Raw genomic sequence first — 17,865 nt, forward strand, 5'->3', positions numbered from 1 at the left:
CATGAAACTTCATGACATCTTTGCGAAGGACATTTCGCGAACGATTGAGGGCGTCGTCAAAGCCGACGATGAGTCCCAGATTGGCACAGAAGTTAGTGAGTACGTGCTCACTAACGAGGCAAGCCAGCGGATGGAATCCCTCCTGGACGCCTACAACAACTACGCCGGCGCGAACGGTGCCTGGGTTTCTGGATTCTTCGGATCCGGTAAGTCCCACATGCTCAAGATGCTGGCTCACCTACTCGGCGACGTCGACGGGCAAAAGGTCTCGAGGGACCAGGTAGTCGAGAGTTTCATCCAGAAGACCGCCGGCAACGGCATCCTCCGTGCGGCGATAGAAAAGTCCCGGCAGATACCGGCGAAGAGCATCCTCTTCAACATCGACCAGAAGGCGACCTTGCAGAGCAAGGACCAGCCGGATGCGCTGCTCAGCGTCTTCGTGAAAGTCTTCAACGAGTCCTGCGGCTTCTACGGGCAGCTGGGCCACGTGGCAAGGTTCGAGAGGGACCTCGTCAAAGAGGGCATTTTCGGCAGCTTCAAGGGCGTCTACCAGGAGATTTCGTCCAAAACATGGGAAGAGGGGCGCACCCTCGGCATCCTCCAAGAAGGCAACATCGCCAAGGCGTACGCGCGTGTAACGGGCCAGGACGAAACAGCGCCCACACAGATCCTTTCAAAGTACCGTTCCGATTACAGCGTCTCTATCGAAGACTTTGCGAACGACGTTAGGGAGTGGCTGGATAGCCAGGACGGAAACTACCGGCTCAACTTCTACGTCGACGAGGTCGGGCAGTTCATTGCGGACAACACGAAGCTCATGCTGAATCTCCAGACTGTCGCGGAGACGCTCGCCACTAGATGCAATGGCCGGGCATGGGTACTAGTCACTTCCCAGGAGGACGTCGACGCCGTCATCGGCGACCGGACGAGCAAACAGGGTAACGACTTTTCCAAGATCCAGGCGCGCTTCAAGAACCGGGTAAAGCTCACAAGCGCGGATGTGGAAGAAGTCATCCAGAAACGCCTGCTGGAAAAAACCGCTAGCGGAGCAATCCAGTTGGGCGGAATTTACGCGGCAGAGGCGAACAACTTCAAAACGCTCTTCGATTTCGCGGACGGATCACGCAAGTACCGCATCTTCCAGGATGAAGAGCATTTTACATCGAGCTACCCCTTCATTACCTACCAATACACCCTGTTCCAGGACGCCCTCAAGGGGCTGTCCGCCCACAATGCGTTTGAGGGCAACAACCTTGCGGTCGGAGCACGGTCCATGCTCGGAGTCTTCCAGGACGTCATCCAACAGCTGCAAGATACCCCGGTCGGCGAACTCGCGACCTTTGACCGCATGTTCGAGGGCATCCGGCACTCCCTGAAATCCCAGCTTCAGGGCGCCATCATCACCGCTGAGGATCACCTCAGCCAACAGAACCTTTTTGCGGTGCAGGTGCTCAAAGCGCTCTTCCTAGTGAAGTACGTGCCAGATTTCAAAGCCACGCCGCGGAATCTCACCATTCTCATGTTCAGCCGCTTCGGTCTGAACATGGTTGAGTTTTCCAACAAAGTGAAGGACGCTCTCAACCTGCTGGAGCAGCAAACGTACATCCAGCTCAATGGATCCACTTACGAGTACCTGACGAGCGACGAAAAGGACATCGAGCACGAGATCAAGTCGACTCCTCTGGACTCAAACAAGTTCGGATCCGATTTCGCGGCGTTCCTTACCGGCGACATCCTGAAGTCATCGAAGGTGCGTTACGTCTCCAATGGCCAGGATTTCCCGTTCGGGGTACGACTTGACGACAGCCCCTATGGCCAGCAGAAGGAGCTGACTCTTCACTTCATCAGCCCTGAATACGAGTACGCAGACTCGCTCGAGACCCTGAAGGCCCACAGCTCCGGCAAGGATGAGCTCCGCGTAGTCATCGCCGACGACGGCAGACTCATGGCAGATTTGCGGCTGTATCTCAGGACGGAGAAGTACCTCAAACTGAAAAGCTCTAGCCAGCAATCCGACTCTGTGCGGCACATTCTGGAAGTCAAGGGGCGGCAGCTCGCCGAGAGACGGAAAGAAGTGGTCGACCGACTTCGGAACCTGGTTGCGAAAGCGACCATGGTGGCCAACGCCTCGGAGATCGCGGTGACTTCAGAAGACGCAGCCGCGCGGATTGACTTGGCATTCCAGGACCTTATTGCCCGGACATACCCGATGCTCTCGATGCTTGGCAGTGCGAAATTCACTGAAGACCAGATTCAGCGGAACCTTAAAGTCCTCGACGGCGCACTCGAAAGCAACGCTGCCCAAATGGTCTCGGCTGGCGAACAAGAAATCCTGAACTGGGTCACCCTGCAGAATGCCCAAGCTGCCAAAGTCACAGTTAAGTCGGTCGACGAACACTTCGTGCAGAAGCCGTACGGGTGGTCGACCGTTGCAATGCAGGTGCAGCTTGCAAAGTTGATCGGCCTCGGCAAAGTTGCTGTGAGCCGTGACGGCGTGAAGTTGGCCCGCACGGAGGCGGGATCAGACCTGAAGAACACTGCCCGTTTCCCCGTCCTGGTTCTCACCGTCCCCGTTGCCTACCGGTCAGCGGACGTCCGCGCGCTGGCGGATTTCTACAAGGATTTCTTTCTCGAGCCGCAGCCGACTGCTGACCCCTTGGAATTGGCCGCTGCCACCAAGGCCCGTTTGCAGTCCCTGCAGGACAAACTCACGTCGGACCGCGACAAGTTCAACTACCCGTTCATGAGCTCCCTCTCGCACGCCACAGAGGCGCTGGCCAAAGTGTGCGGTCAGGCTGACGATTGGTACCTCACATCGTTCCGGACCCACATGGACGAGCTTCAAGACTTTAAGTCTGATGTCATTGACCCCATCGAAAGCTTCATCAACGGACAGCAGAAGAGGATTTACGACGACGCCGCCGCCTTGCTGAGGGGTGAGCAGTCAAACCTGACGCAAATTGACTCGGAGCTGCCCGGGGCTATCGAGAAGCTCCTGGATGATCCGACGATCTTCCGTGGTGGAAAGACACCCGCGCTAAACATGCAGCTCCTGCAGCTCCGCGAGGTGCTGGAAGGGGCCGTAAATGCAGCGCGCTCAGATGCCCAGGAAGCTGTCGGAAAGGCAGCAGCGGCGATTACCGGCGGTGATCACTTCCTAAAGGCAACGGACGCGGCGCAGGCAGATGTGCTCAAACGTGTTGAAGGCTTTGAAGCCGGCATCGCGGCGGAAAAACAGATCGTCACCTTGAAAGGAAAAGCAAACGCTTTCCAGGATGATGTGAAGCCCGCGTTGTTCCAAATCCTGGCTCAAAATCCAAAGGAGCGGCCCACTGGATCGCCAACCGGTCGGAACGGCGATCCCGAGCCCAAAAAGACCGTCAGGATTGTGCCTTTCGTCTCCCTTGAGCTGGACTCGGACATCCAGCTCATCGAGACGATGGCTGACATCGAGGATTTTGTGGATGCTGTTCGCCGAGCCCTGAAGGCCGAGATCTCTAATGGAACCAAGGTGACCCCGTAATGGATTTGTCGTTGTTGCGTGGGTTTGCTGCGGGTGTTCGGGTTGAGTTGCTGGGTGTTGTTGGGGCGCGGTTGGCTGGGGTGTTGTTGCCTGGGTCGGTGGAGCGGGTGGAGTTTCCTGACGCGGTGCGGCGTCTTGATGGCGTGGTGGCGCGGTCGGGTCGTGACGTTGTAGTGGATCAGGTGGCGTATACGTGGTTTAACCGTTTGGTGGCGTTGCGGTTTATGGACGTGAATGGTTACACGGGTGTGGGTGTGGTGTCTCCCGGTGGGGGTGCTGTGGCGGGGCAGCCGGAGGTGTTGGCGGATGCGAAGGCCGGTCATGTTGATGTTGGTGTGGTGGGGGAGAAGGTCCGGGACCGGGTGATCGGTTTGTTGTCGGGTTCTGTGGTGTCCGGGGATGCTCAGGGGGAGGCGTTTAAGCTTCTTTTGGCGGCGTATTGCAATCATTGGGCGGGTCCGATGCCGTTTATGTTTGAGCGGTCGGGGGATTTCACGGAGTTGCTGGTTCCGGATGATCTGCTGTCGGACCGGTCGATTGTGGCGCGGATTGTGCGGACGCTGACGCCTGAGGTCTGTTCGGATGTTGAGGTGATCGGGTGGTTGTACCAGTTCTATATTGCCGCGCGGAAGGACGAGGTCTTCGCGGGGTTTAAGAAGAACAAGAAGGCGACTGCGAAGGAGATCCCGGCGGCGACGCAGTTGTTTACGCCTCACTGGATTGTTAAGTATCTGGTGGAGAACTCCCTGGGCCGGTTGTGGCTGCTGAACAACCCGCACTCGGCCCTGGCTTCGCGGATGGAGTATTACATTGCCCCGGGGGAGCCGGAAACGGACTTCCTGCAGATCAGCGGCCCGGAGGAGTTGAAGGTCCTGGATCCGGCGTGCGGGTCTGGGCACATGCTCACGTATGCCTTTGATCTGTTGTTCCTGATGTATGAGGAGGCAGGTTACGCGCCCTCGGACATCCCGGGCCTGATCCTGAAGAACAATCTGTTTGGTGCGGAGATTGATCCGCGGGCCGGTGCTTTGGCGGCGTTCGCGCTGGTGATGAAGGCCCGTGGGATGCAGAAGTGGTTCCTGAACCCGGGGAAGGGCACGGAGCCGAATATCTGTGTGCTGGAACCGGTCCGCTTCACCGCGGATGAGCTGGACACCTTGCTGACCCGTGGCGGGGACAAGCACGCGGAGATTGCGTTTTGGCAGGCATTTGAGGACGCGGACACGTTCGGGTCATTGATCCGCCCGAACCAGGACCTCATCGGGCCGCTCACTGCGCACGTGGAGTCGCTGGGGGAGGCGGAGACGCTGTTCGGCGGGGATGTCCTGGACCGGGCCCGGACCGTGCTCCGCCAGTCCGAGTATCTCTCGACGCGGTATCACGTGGTCGTCGCGAACCCGCCCTACATGGGCGGCCGTAACATGGATGCCCTGACGGCATCGTTTGCCAAGATCAATTATCCCGATGGCAAGACTGACATGTACGCAATGTTCGTACGAAGAGGCATCGAACTCGTTGTGACCGATGGGCACCTCGGTTTCATGACACCGTACACTTGGATGTTTATATCGACATTTGAAAAATTCCGGAGACGGGTTCTCGAAGAAACTCCATTGACGTCGCTGGTTCAGCTGGAGTACTCGGGCTTCGAAGGTGCAACTGTCCCAGTGTGCGCATTCACGATTCGGAAGAAGCCATCGTTGGGTCATCGAGGGGGATTTATTCAGTTATACGCGTTTAGGGGGGCGCAAAATCAAGGGCCGCGTACACTGCAGGCCATAGCTGACGAGGATTGCGGATGGTTCTATCGGGCGTCTTCTGAAGATTTCTTCAAAGTCCCTGGAGCGCCAATTGCTTTTTGGTTGTCCGGTGCGATGAAACGAGTTTTTAGCGAAGGCAAGCCGCTAGAGGACTATGCGACTGTGAAGCATGGGCTGTCAACTGGTAAAAACTCTGAAGTTGTTCGTTTCTGGGCTGAAGTCAGTGGCAGCGATCTCGGATTGGGGATCCCGTCCCGCCCGGAGGCTCTATCGAGCGGCAAGAAATGGTTTCCCTATAACAAGGGCGGCGACTACCGCAAATGGTACGGGAATGCTGAATTCGTCCTGCGCTATGACGAGTATGGTAATAAGCTAATGTCCACATTCCCTGGGCACCGTCATGATGGAAAGAGTCACTATTTTGTCCCCGGAATTACGTGGACATTCATATCAAGTTCGTACTTCGCGGCCAGGTATTCCCCAGCTGGCTTTGTCTTCGACGTTGCTGGTTCATCCTTGTTCGTGGTGCGTCCGCTGCAGATTTTGGCTTTCATGTGTTCTCGGCTATGTTTCCAACTTCTTAGAGCTATGAACCCGACGCTCAACTTTCAAGTTGGAAACATAAAATCGCTTCCGATTCACAAAGATGCGCTGGATAACATTGGCGACGAACTTGAATCGATCGCGACAGAGCTCGTTTCCATGCACGCTCATGACTGGAATTCATATGAGACGTCTTGGGAATTTCAACAAAACGTGCTGATTGGAGAGTCGCAACACAAGGAGTTGGGCAGGGCTTGCGTTGAACATATGGACAAGTCCCTGGCATCGACGTCGCGAGCTGCCCACCTAGAGGAGAAGATCAATCGGCTTGTAGACCGAGCCTATGGTGTGGAAGATGGGGCGGATTCAGCGGTAAGCCGGGAGATGGTCACGTTGAAGCGAGGCGACTTCGGTGATGGTCTGTCCGCGGCTGGGAAGGCTTCCGAGACTTCAGGTCTTGTAGCCGAGCTTGTCTCGTTTGCTGTTGGCTGCATGTTTGGCCGTTACAGCCTGGACGTGCCCGGCCTCGTGTTGGCTGACCAGGGCGATTCGTTGGCGGAGTATTTGGCGAAGGTGCCGTCGCCGTCGTTCATGCCGGATGAGGACAACGTATTGCCGGTTCTGTCGGATTCCTGGTTTGAGGATGACATCGTTGAGCGGTTCCGGGAGTTCTTGAAGGTTTCCTTCGGGGAAGAGCATTTTGAGAAGAACCTGCAGTTCGTCGAGGATGCTTTGGGTAAGGACGTTCGGAAGTACTTTGTGCAGGACTTCTTTAAGGACCACGTTCAGCGGTATAAGAAGCGGCCGATCTACTGGATGTTCTCCTCGCCGAGGGGCTCGTTCAACGCGCTGATCTACATGCACAGGTACCGTCCGGACACAGTGAGCGTGGTACTGAACGATTACCTGCATGAGTTCCAAGCGAAGCTACGCGGCCGCCGGGCGAACCTGGACCAAACCGCTGTGTCGACGTTGTCGACGGCGAAGGAACAGACGGCCGCCCGGAAGGAATCAGAACAGATCGGGAAGATGCTGCTGGAGCTGGAGGAATGGGAGCAGAGCGTGCTGTACCCGCTGGCGACGGAGCAGGTCGCAATCGACCTGGATGACGGGGTCAAAGCAAACTACCCCAAATTCGGAGCCGCGCTGAAGAAGATTGTGGGGTTGGAAGCCAATGAGTGAGATTCATCAGCATCTCAACGAGGCGTTGAAGAAGTCGCGCATTGTTGTCTGGAACGACCCGTCTGGAGAGTTCCAGGCGGACTTCGACACGTTTGAAGCGCACGGCGTTGAGAAACGCAAGATCAAGAACGACGAGTTCGCGCGGAAGTTCGAAGCCCTCCGAAGCAATCCCGCGCCGCGCTACGTCCTCTACCGCTCAGGTCCTGTCAAGGAAGGGATCGACAACTGGCTCTACGATGTCGAACTCTTCTACGCAAAGTTCAGCGCCAACAAAGTTGACCTCGCCGCGGACGTCAGCGGACTCCCGCAGGACCTCAAGTACTTGGTGGCCCAGCATTCAGGCTTTTTCGCTGACGATTCAAACCGGCAAGCCCTGAAAGCGATGCTCAGAAATTCTGACTCCCCGGTCGACGTCAAAGCGAAGATGCTGGCGGTCTGTTGCGATGCCGCGGACCACCGGCTGGACGAGATCGTAGGGATTCTGCTGGATGACTCCGCAAAGAACAACGTCGCTCGGATTAAGAAGATCGCGGACTGTGATCTGACCGGCTTCTTATTCGAGGGACTGCAGTCGATCTACGGTTACGATTCGGTTGAACCCAGTCTTGAGGATTTCGCTCTTTGGCTCTTCAAGTCCACCTTGCCGGGATATGAGCCAAAGGCGAGCCATCAGGCCCGCAATGCGAGGCTGTTCTTCGGCTCCTGGAGCCACGACATTAGGCATTCCCAAGCCTTCACCACGCTGTCGGGCGATGCGTCCAAGATTCTCCTAATCGACAAGGCTATAGAGAACACTCCGTACCCTGATTTGCTCGAAAATCTGGCCTTCGAAGTCGTGGACCAGAAGATCCTCTCGGAGACCGCCCGTCTGGCGGCGGACAAGACTCTGAACGGCAAAGACGCCGGTGCCGTCTTGCGGCACCGGCGCCGTTCGCTGTGGTGGACAAACTACGAGGACCTCTATCTCGCTATCGAGGCCGGGGTCGCCCTTCTCGAGGAAGTCGACGCCTTCCAGGTGCAAATCAACTCCTTTGACGACGGGCTGACGAAGTACTCACAAACGTGGTGGCGGATTGACAGTCTCTACCGACGCTTCATTTATCGGGTCCGCAAGACTGAGTTCAGTCAGCCGCTTGAGCAGCTCCGCGACGTCGTCGAGAGCCACTACTCAAACAAGTTCCTGATTCCGTTGAACGATGCGTGGCAGGTGCGAGTGGATGCTCTGGACGTGTGGAAATCCGCTGTCGTCCCATCACAACGCGACTTCTTCGCCAAGTATGTCCAACCTCAGCTGGCAAAGAAGAACAAGGTCTGCGTCATCATTTCCGACGCCATGCGCTATGAGATCGCCGAGGAGCTCGGCTCCCGCGTGCGCCAAGAAAGTGGCTATGAGGCTGTTCTGGACGCGCAGCTGGGCGTCCTTCCGAGCTACACCCAGCTGGGCATGGCGTCGCTGCTGCCGCATTCAAAGCTGGAGCAGCAGGCCGGAAAGAATGCTTTGGTCCTACTGGACGGGGTGCCGTCCGGGGGCACCGAAAATCGGTCCAAAATCCTGCTGTCCGTCGGTGGCACGGCCATCAAGGCGACCTCGTTTGTTGATCTGACTCGTGATGAGCAAAGGGCCCTTTTCAAGGACAACGCGGTCGTCTACATCTACCACGACACCATTGACCACACCGGCGACAAGCTCGCCACAGAGACGTCCGCATTCCATGCGGCAGAACAGGCGTTGGTCGATCTGGTTTCACTGGTCAAGAAGACGGCCGGCGCCAACGTCAGCAACATGCTGGTCACGGCGGATCACGGGTTCATCTACCAAGACAAGCCCATCGACGCCAGTGACTTCCTGTCTGAGGCACCTCAGGGTGACGAATTCTTCTTTGAGAACCGTCGCTTCGTGCTCGGACGAAACCTGAAGCCTTTGCACGGTCTCCGGATGTTTACTTCGGCTCAGCTGGGTCTCGAGGGCGAGATCGAAATTCAGATCCCGAAATCCATCAAGAGACTGAAGCGTCAAGGGGCAGGTGCCCGCTTCGTGCACGGCGGTGCATCGCTGCAGGAAGTTGTTGTCCCCGTACTTCGGGTGAATAAGAAAAAGGCAGGGGACGTCTCGCTCGTCGACGTCGAAATCATGCAGGAGAAGGACTCCATTACAACCAATCAGGTCGTAGTCGGTCTGTTCCAGAAAGAACCCGTCAGCGACAAAGTCCAGGCGCGGCAACTGAAGGTGGGCCTCTACTTCGGCGACCGGCTCATCTCAAATGAGGTGATCCATGATTTCGATTTGACTAGCCTCGACAAGCGCGAGCGGATGGCGTCTCTGCAGCTCGTTCTTAGCAAGGACGCAGACGACCTCATGAAGGAGAACGTCGAGCTCCGACTCCTGGCAAAGGCCCCCAAAACCACACACTGGGGCGTGTATGCATCGAAAACACTTAAGCTCAGCCGCTCGTTCACCAGCGACTTTGATTTCTAGGGGATAGGCATGGATTTGTCGTTGTTGCGTGGGTTTGCTGCGGGTGTTCGGGTTGAGTTGGTGGGTGTTGTTGGGGCGCGGTTGGCTGGGGTGTTGTTGCCTGGGTCGGTGGAGCGGGTGGAGTTTCCTGACGCGGTGCGGCGTCTTGATGGCGTGGTGGCGCGGTCGGGTCGTGACGTTGTAGTGGATCAGGTGGCGTATACGTGGTTTAACCGTTTGGTGGCGTTGCGGTTTATGGACGTGAATGGTTACACGGGTGTGGGTGTGGTGTCTCCCGGTGGGGGTGCTGTGGCGGGGCAGCCGGAGGTGTTGGCGGATGCGAAGGCCGGTCATGTTGATGTTGGTGTGGTGGGGGAGAAGGTCCGGGACCGGGTGATCGGTTTGTTGTCGGGTTCTGTGGTGTCCGGGGATGCTCAGGGGGAGGCGTTTAAGCTTCTTTTGGCGGCGTATTGCAATCATTGGGCGGGTCCGATGCCGTTTATGTTTGAGCGGTCGGGGGATTTCACGGAGTTGCTGGTTCCGGATGATCTGCTGTCGGACCGGTCGATTGTGGCGCGGATTGTGCGGACGCTGACGCCTGAGGTCTGTTCGGATGTTGAGGTGATCGGGTGGTTGTACCAGTTCTATATTGCCGCGCGGAAGGACGAGGTCTTCGCGGGGTTTAAGAAGAACAAGAAGGCGACTGCGAAGGAGATCCCGGCGGCGACGCAGTTGTTTACGCCTCACTGGATTGTTAAGTATCGGGTGGAGAACTCCCTGGGCCGGTTGTGGCTGCTGAACAACCCGCACTCGGCCCTGGCTTCGCGGATGGAGTAGTACCTTGCCCCGGGGGAGCCGGACACGGACTTCCTGCAGATCAGCGGCCCGGAGGAGTTGAAGGTCCTGGATCCGGCGTGCGGGTCTGGGCACATGCTCACGTATGCCTTTGATCTGTTGTTCCTGATGTATGAGGAGGCAGGTTACGCGCCCTCGGACATCCCGGGCCTGATCCTGAAGAACAATCTGTTTGGTGCGGAGATTGATCCGCGGGCCGGTGCTTTGGCGGCGTTCGCGCTGGTGATGAAGGCCCGTGGGATGCAGAAGTGGTTCCTGAACCCGGGGAAGGGCACGGAGCCGAATATCTGTGTGCTGGAACCGGTCCGCTTCACCGCGGATGAGCTGGACACCTTGCTGACCCGTGGCGGGGACAAGCACGCGGAGATTGCGTTTTGGCAGGCATTTGAGGACGCGGACACGTTCGGGTCATTGATCCGCCCGAACCAGGACCTCATCGGGCCGCTCACTGCGCACGTGGAGTCGCTGGGGGAGGCGGAGACGCTGTTCGGCGGGGATGTCCTGGACCGGGCCCGGACCGTGCTCCGCCAGTCCGAGTATCTCTCGACGCGGTATCACGTGGTCGTGGCGAACCCGCCCTACATGGGGTCCGGGAACATGGGCCCGAAGCTCGCCGAGTTCGCCAAACGCGAATACCCGGACTCACGTACAGACTTATTTGCCATGTTCATAGAACGCTCCGGCGAGGCCGCGCTAAGAGCCGGCAGCGTAGCGATGATAACCATGCAGTCTTGGATGTTCCTCACGTCGTACAGCCGTCTTCGTCAACGGCTATGGTCGCGCAGCACTATGCTGACGATGGCACACCTGGGTCGTGGAGCATTCGACAGCATCGGGGGCGATGTTGTAGCGGCGACTGCATTTGTCCTGTCCAACTGCCATTTGGCTGCCCATACGGGAGACTATCTGCGGCTCGTTGAGGGAAAATCAGAATCCGAGAAGGCAGCCGTTCTAAGGGACGCCTCCAATAGGGGCGCAGGCGAATACTTATACAGAACGTCGTCCGACGCCTTTCGCCGAGTCCCCGGGGCTCCAGTCGCATACTGGCTCGCGGAGGAGTTATTGGCCGCTTTCGAACGCGGGCGGCCTTTGTCCACGGTGGCAGATCCAAAGCTAGGTCTGTACACGGGTGATGACCAAAGGTTTATGCGAGGGTGGTCAGAGGTCAGTTTTCACGGAATCGCAATGAATGTTGATTCACGGAATTCAGCCGCAGCATCGTCGTGCACCTGGTTCCCATGTAATAAGGGCGGCGGTGGCCGTCGTTGGTATGGAAACCACGATCTCGTCATAAACTGGAAAAATGACGGGGAAGAGTTGTACGGCTTTCAGCCGCGCTCTGGTATTCGAAATCCTCAGTTCTACTTCCGTGAGTCGGTCTCGTGGTCCTTGGTAGGTACGGCGTCTCCCGCCTTCCGATTCTATCCTCAGGGCTTCATATTTACGGGCAAGGGCCCCTCCATATTCAGCAGCTCACGTGAAGTTGCTTTGGATCTCCTCGCCTTCGGCAACTCGGCGGTTGCAGATGCAATGCTTGGAGCTATGTCGCCGACCATGGGATTTGAGGTGGGGCAGATCTCCCTGTTGCCGATTGTGGACTTGGAAAACGGGGTCTCGGAGAAGGTCGAACAGCTCATACAGTTTGCCAAAGAAGATTGGGATAGCCGCGAATCCTCCTGGAACTTTGCCGCCCATCCCCTCCTTACAGAGGGAATGCGGGCGAGTGCCATCCAACAGGTTTTGGCGGGCGTCGTGGAGAAATGGAACGCTGCGACCCTACGGACGCATGCTCTGGAACAAGCAGTGCGACGTCGTGTGGGGGAAGCGTACGGCCTTCGAGAAATCGAAACTGAGTCCTACTCGATGGCGGGAGTGACGCTCCATAGAAACCCGCAGGCCGAGTATGGACTTGAGGTGGGGACCGAAGCCGCTGACCGAATGCTCGCGGGAGATGCGATTCGCGATCTCGTTTCATACGCAGTGGGGTGCATGTTTGGTCGATACAGTCTCGACCTCCCGGGCCTAGTATTGGCCGACCAGGGGGACACGTTGGCGGATTATTTGGCGAAGGTGCCGTCGCCGTCGTTCCTGCCGGACGAGGACAACGTGCTTCCCGTCCTGTCGGACGGATGGTTCGAGGATGACATCGTCGAACGGTTCCGCGAGTTCCTGAAGGTCTCCTTCGGCGAGCAGCATTTCGAAGAGAACCTTCGTTTTGTGGAGGAGGCGTTGGGAAAGGACATCCGGAAGTACTTTGTACAGGACTTCTACAAGGACCACGTGCAGCGGTACAAGAAGCGTCCTATCTATTGGCTGTTCTCCTCGCCGAAGGGCTCGTTTAACGCGCTGATCTACATGCACAGGTACCGGCCCGACACGGTTAGCGTGGTGCTGAACGATTACCTGCACGAGTTCCAAGCGAAGCTGCGCGCCCGCCGGGCGAATCTGGATCAGGTGGCCATGTCGACGTTGTCGACGGCGAAGGAACAGACGGCTGCCCGGAAGGAATCGGAGCAGATCGGGAAGATGCTGCTGGAGTTGGAGGAGTGGGAGCAGAGCGTGCTGTATCCATTGGCGACCGAGCAGATCGCTATCGACCTGGACGACGGGGTGAAGGCCAACTACCCCAAATTTGGGGCGGCACTAAACAACAAGTTCACGGGGTTCTGATGGATGCTGAGACCGTCCTCGATACGGAACAGGAAAAGGGGCATACCACTGTGTCGCTCGATCAAAAGATTAACGGCGTCTTTGCGGGCTCTGTGGTGCGTAAAGACCTCGTCAAAACGGTCAAAGGCAACGCGATTGTGCCCTCATACGTCTTGGAATATCTGCTTGGACAGTACTGTGCCACAGATGACGAGGCACAGATCCAGGGCGGTATCGTATCCGTGCGAAGGATCCTCGCCGACCACTACGTGCACCGCAACGAATCCGAGCTCGTGCGCTCGACCATCCGCGAACGTGGACGCCACAAAGTCATCGACAAGATCAGCGTGACGCTTAACGACAAGGACGATGTCTATGAAGCCAGCTTCTCGAACCTGAAACTGAGCAAAGTGCTTGTCGACGCGGGGACGGTAAAGCAGCACCCCAAGCTGCTGGTCAGCGGAGTATGGTGCTTGGCAGACGTCGAGTACGAGCACTCGCCCGACAAAGGCCAGAGCCCGTGGATCCTGGCCTCCCTCAAGCCAATCCAGCTCTCCAGTTTTGACCTGGACGCCTATTTGTCGAACCGGTCTGAGTTCACCACCAACGAGTGGATTGACTTGCTCATCCAGTCGATCGGGTTCAATCCGGAGATGTTCGACCGCCGCGCCAAACTCATCCAGCTGATTCGGCTCATTCCATACTGCGAACGCAACTTCAACCTAGTCGAGCTGGGTCCCAAAGGCACCGGCAAATCCCACATCTATTCGGAGTTCTCGCCGCACGGGATGCTGATCTCCGGTGGAGAAATCACGGTCCCGAAGCTTTTCGTGAACAACGCCAACGGGCGGCTGGGACTCGTCGGCTACTGGGACGCCGTGGCATTCGACGAGTTTGCTGGCAAGACAAAGAAGTCGGACAAAGCTCTGGTCGACATTATGAAGAACTACATGGCGAACAAGACGTTCTCCCGGGGCGTGGAGACACTCGGTGCAGAGGCTTCAATGGTCTTTGTGGGCAACACTCAGCACACGGTTCCCCATATGCTGAAGCACTCGGACCTCTTCGACGAGCTGCCGCCGTCGTACCACGATGCTGCCTTCCTCGATCGATTGCACCACTACATCCCCGGCTGGGAAGTGGACATCATCCGCGGTGAGATGTTCTCCGCCGGATACGGGTTCGTAGTCGATTACATCGCCGAGATCCTGAAATCCCAGAGGGCCCACGACTACTCCGACCGCTACACGGAGTTCTTCACGCTCTCGGCGGACATTTCCACTCGAGACCGCGACGGTATACATAAGACATTCTCGGGACTCATGAAAATCTTGTACCCGCACGGTGATGCCAGCGTAGAGGAGATCGAAGAGATACTGCGCCTTGCAATTGAGGGCAGGAAGCGAGTTAAGGACCAGATCCTCAGAATCGATAAGACAATGTCGGCCGTGAAGTTCGGCTACGAGACGCTCGAGGGCGAGTGGAGAGGCGTTGCGACAGCCGAGGAACTTCGGTACCCCAGTATCTACAACTGGCTAGGCGGTCAGCCGGAACCTGGCGGTGGCAACACGCAACAAGGAGGCCGTGGGACAGACAACGGCGGAATCCCGTCGACGTCCCATACTCCATCTGAAGAGGAAGCTGCGACGGGTGCCCCGCGGCCGTCGTCGCAACCGTTGGGGCAGACCCTAACGTTCCAAAACGGAGAAACTGGGGCGAGCTACGAGAGGATATTCGGCCCCTATCTGGCCGGCGCGACGAGTGTCGTCTTGGAAGATCCGTATCTTCGCACCCCGCACCAAATGCGCAACCTGGTCGACTTCATCGCCACGTGGGCGAGGCTGATCCAACCGGGTGATGAAGTGAATCTCTTAGTGAAGACAGTGCAAGATGACGACCCGGGCTACGCACAGAGACAGCTTGGAGATCTCGTGCAGATCAAGGGATCGGTCGAGGCTGCCGGGATAAAGATGGACGTGCAGCTCTTGAAGCCGGCGGAGCTACACGACCGTTGGGTGAGGGCTGACACCGGCTGGGACATTTCGCTTGGACGTGGGCTGGATATGTTCGAGAAGTCAGAGAAGCAGCTCTACCTCGGACAGAGCGTTCAGGAGTTCCGCAGGGTCAAGTCGTTTAATGTGATCTACCAACGCACTTCATCCGTGGGAGCACCGGTCACCTAGCCAATGCGAACGGCGCGCCGCACACCGCCTCCAAGAGGTCTCCTACACCGATAGCTATGTTTATGAAGGTTCCTCGGCCGGATGCGGTCAGAGTTCCGCAATCTCCGACCGCTCAAGTTGAAAGCGAAAGTCATTGGAAATACAGCCGGAAAAGCAGAACCTTGACCAGACTTTCTCCAACACGGTGTTTCACATCGACTTCTATCAGCGGAGCTACAAGTGGGGCGAGGAACCGGTCCAGCGACTCTTCGATGACATCCTGTACGAGTTCGAAGAGTCCTGGAAGAAGAATACAGATCTCGATCCAAATCGTGCGAACATCGACGCCAACTATCCCTGGTACTACCTCAATACCTACGTCACCAATACCGTGGAGGGTCGGGTCTTTGTTGTGGACGGGCAGCAGAGGCTCACTACGCTCACTCTGACGCTCATCAAGTTGGCCCACATGGCTCAGGGCTTCAGTTCTCCAACCGGCCCGTGGCTAGAGAGCAGGATCGCGGGCTACTCGGGTATGGAGCGCTCATTTTGGATGAATCATGAAGGGCACCTCAGTGTCCTGAAGGCGCTCCTCGACGGGGAAGACCCCTCGACCATCGATGTTAGCTCGGGGGTGACGGCCGAGAATCTCGTTGCCAACTTCCAGACGATCAGTCAGATCCTCGATTCTAAGATTCAAGGCCAGCGCAAGTTTGAAGTATTTGTGCACTACTTTCTGTACCGCCTGGTGTTGATCAACCTATCCGTAGATACGACGCATGTCCCCATGGTGTTTGAAGTCATCAATGATCGGGGGGTCCGCCTCAAGCCGCATGAGATTCTCAAGGGCAAGCTCCTGGGACAAATCGACAAGCGTGAGCTCGCGACCGGCGGATACAACGAGCTGTGGGACGGACAGGTTGAAAAACTCAATCACTTCGGACCTGACACCATTGATGCCTTCTTCCGCTCTTGGCTCAAGGCAAAGTTTGCCGCTACCAGGGGCCTGGGCGTGCGCTTTGACATGGACTATCACCGAGAAATCTTCAAAAAAGATCTGAATGATCTTTTGAAACTGGATCATAATCCTCTTGGTGTAAAGCAGTTCCTTGCCGGAGACTTCCACTACTTTTCATCGCTTTATCACAAAGTCTTGACCCTCGCAGGCGAAGAAACCTCGCAGTTCCCGGCAGTCTTCTTTAACGGCAGACTCACTGAGATGAATAGCCAGATGCAGCTGATCATGTCCGCATGCGTCGTTAATGATCCAGAGGAAGACGAGAAGATCGCCCTAGTGTCAGAGGGGCTCGACCGCGCATTTTCGCTTTTACGCCTACAAGGCCAGTACGACTCCAACGAGTTCGTCGGGCGAATCTACGAGATGAGTTCAGCCATCCGGGATCAACCCGCAGACAAGATTCGGCACCTCATGGATCAGCAGCTTCTTGCAGAGCTTGAGGAGCGCAGGAAGACGAGTGCAACGGAGCCGTTCAGCTACCAGCTCTTCCGCCCCATGACAGTGGATAGACTTACCAGTCGCTTCGCACGTTACTTCTTCGGACGAGTGGAGCGCTATCTGGCTGGAGGCATGGGACGGGAGTTGAAGCACCCCATATATGACCTCGTTTCGAGGACGGGCACCCGTAACGGCTTCCACATCGAGCACGTGCTGTCTTATAACGAAGTCAATTTGGCCCAGTTCGATGGTAATGAAGAGCTTTTCGAGGTGGAAAGAAATCGGCTTGGAGCCGTACTCCTGCTCCGGGGACGCGACAACATATCAAGCAGTAACGAGCCCTATGAGGAGAAGCTGCGGTCCTACGCAAATACTCTCTACTGGAATGAGACTCTTCGCGAAGACACTTACAAGAGCAAACTGGATTTCCTGGATTTCACCCGACGCGAAGGTCTGAATTTCCGGCCGTTCGAGAACTTCGGGTTGGATGAGGTCGAGGCGCGTCACCGGTTGCTCTTTGAGGTTAGTAAGAGAATCTGGGATGTGGCCTAAGCTCAGGATCGCCCAGTGAACCTAGATTTCGTTCGAGGTATGGACGGCCAGGCGTGGGCCAACTTGCTGCAGTCTGTTGCAGTCATCGTCACTTTGGTAGGCGTCGGCGTGGCGCTCGTGAATGGCGCCAAAGATCGGAAGCCCGCGATGAGGGTGGCGGCTTCAGATCGTGTGGCTGCCGATGAACGAGCGGCCGACGACCGGCGCGCCGCGGATCGGCGGGCGGAGGGGGACCGGCAGCATACGCGAGAGCAGGCGCAACAACAATTTCATATTCAGCAGGCTCTACGTTTGACCCAGCTGGTTCATGAGGGGCGGCCAGACAACCCGAGTCTCCAGACCGCGTGGCAAGTGGAAATCCACAGTCTCCTCAGTGTGATTGGTGAGAGCGCGGTACCACCCATGTGGCAGCGGTTCATGGTCGAGGGTGCCCCGTCAACCGGTGATGAGGCATCGCGGCGCGAGATAAGCGAGTTCGTTCAGCAGCTCGGACGGTAGATGAACTGCAGCTCGTGTTTCCACAATCACTAACGGAAGCGCCCACCCACAGTAAATTGGCGTGCTTAGCGAGCAGGATTTTCGAAGACCGGTCTATTCGGAACCAATGACCTCGGCGATGAAGGGACTCAATGGCTATGTCGGCGGCTGTCCAGGTTCTCGACGGAAGCCCCACGCGCGATTGTCGGTCCTTACTTTCTCCTTCAAACCTGTTAGTCCTCCGTTTCTGA

At 57.1% G+C, this 17,865-nt stretch carries 8 protein-coding genes; all 8 read left to right on the forward strand.

Going from position 1 to position 17,865, the window contains the following annotated elements:
- Position 1 precedes the first annotated feature (1 nt).
- Positions 2 to 3,523, forward strand: a complete 3,522-nt coding sequence (gene brxC, locus ABIA70_RS07040) for a BREX system P-loop protein BrxC (protein ID WP_354146877.1) — start codon at positions 2 to 4, stop codon at positions 3,521 to 3,523.
- Entirely contained in the window at positions 3,523 to 7,008 is a 3,486-nt protein-coding gene (gene pglX, locus ABIA70_RS07045; protein ID WP_354146878.1) for a BREX-1 system adenine-specific DNA-methyltransferase PglX, read from the forward strand. Before brxC ends, pglX (ABIA70_RS07045) begins: the two co-directional genes overlap by 1 nt.
- Positions 7,001 to 9,484 carry a BREX-1 system phosphatase PglZ type A gene (gene pglZ / locus ABIA70_RS07050; protein WP_354146879.1) on the forward strand — a complete coding sequence of 828 codons (2,484 nt, stop codon included), beginning with the start codon at positions 7,001 to 7,003 and terminating at the stop codon, positions 9,482 to 9,484. Before pglX (ABIA70_RS07045) ends, pglZ begins: the two co-directional genes overlap by 8 nt.
- Positions 9,485 to 9,493: 9 nt before the next feature.
- Positions 9,494 to 10,300 (forward strand): BREX-1 system adenine-specific DNA-methyltransferase PglX, encoded by an 807-nt coding sequence (locus ABIA70_RS07055; protein ID WP_354146880.1) that lies wholly within the window; start codon positions 9,494 to 9,496, stop codon positions 10,298 to 10,300.
- 57 nt (positions 10,301 to 10,357) lie between these two features.
- A complete protein-coding gene (pglX, locus tag ABIA70_RS07060) occupies positions 10,358 to 12,988 on the forward strand; it encodes a BREX-1 system adenine-specific DNA-methyltransferase PglX (protein ID WP_502917182.1) in 2,631 nt (876 codons plus the stop codon).
- Positions 12,988 to 15,150, forward strand: a complete 2,163-nt coding sequence (gene brxL / locus ABIA70_RS07065) for a BREX system Lon protease-like protein BrxL (RefSeq protein ID WP_354146881.1) — start codon at positions 12,988 to 12,990, stop codon at positions 15,148 to 15,150. Before pglX (ABIA70_RS07060) ends, brxL begins: the two co-directional genes overlap by 1 nt.
- Positions 15,151 to 15,283: 133 nt before the next feature.
- Entirely contained in the window at positions 15,284 to 17,137 is a 1,854-nt protein-coding gene (locus ABIA70_RS07070) for a DUF262 domain-containing protein (RefSeq protein WP_354146882.1), read from the forward strand.
- A 15-nt stretch (positions 17,138 to 17,152) separates the two neighbouring features.
- Positions 17,153 to 17,635, forward strand: a complete 483-nt coding sequence (locus tag ABIA70_RS07075) for a hypothetical protein (protein ID WP_354146883.1) — start codon at positions 17,153 to 17,155, stop codon at positions 17,633 to 17,635.
- Positions 17,636 to 17,865: the final 230 nt, after the last annotated feature.

The organism is Arthrobacter sp. 754, assembly GCF_040548695.1.
In the GTDB taxonomy this organism is placed as follows: domain Bacteria; phylum Actinomycetota; class Actinomycetes; order Actinomycetales; family Micrococcaceae; genus Arthrobacter.

Bases quoted from the DNA above. Each gene is read 5' to 3' on its own strand.
- brxC (WP_354146877.1), top strand. From the start codon at position 2: ATGAAACTTCATGACATCTTTGCGAAGGACATTTCGCGAACGATTGAG.
- pglX (WP_354146878.1), top strand. From the start codon at position 3,523: ATGGATTTGTCGTTGTTGCGTGGGTTTGCTGCGGGTGTTCGGGTTGAG.
- pglZ (WP_354146879.1), top strand. From the start codon at position 7,001: ATGAGTGAGATTCATCAGCATCTCAACGAGGCGTTGAAGAAGTCGCGC.
- ABIA70_RS07055 (WP_354146880.1), top strand. From the start codon at position 9,494: ATGGATTTGTCGTTGTTGCGTGGGTTTGCTGCGGGTGTTCGGGTTGAG.
- brxL (WP_354146881.1), top strand. From the start codon at position 12,988: ATGGATGCTGAGACCGTCCTCGATACGGAACAGGAAAAGGGGCATACC.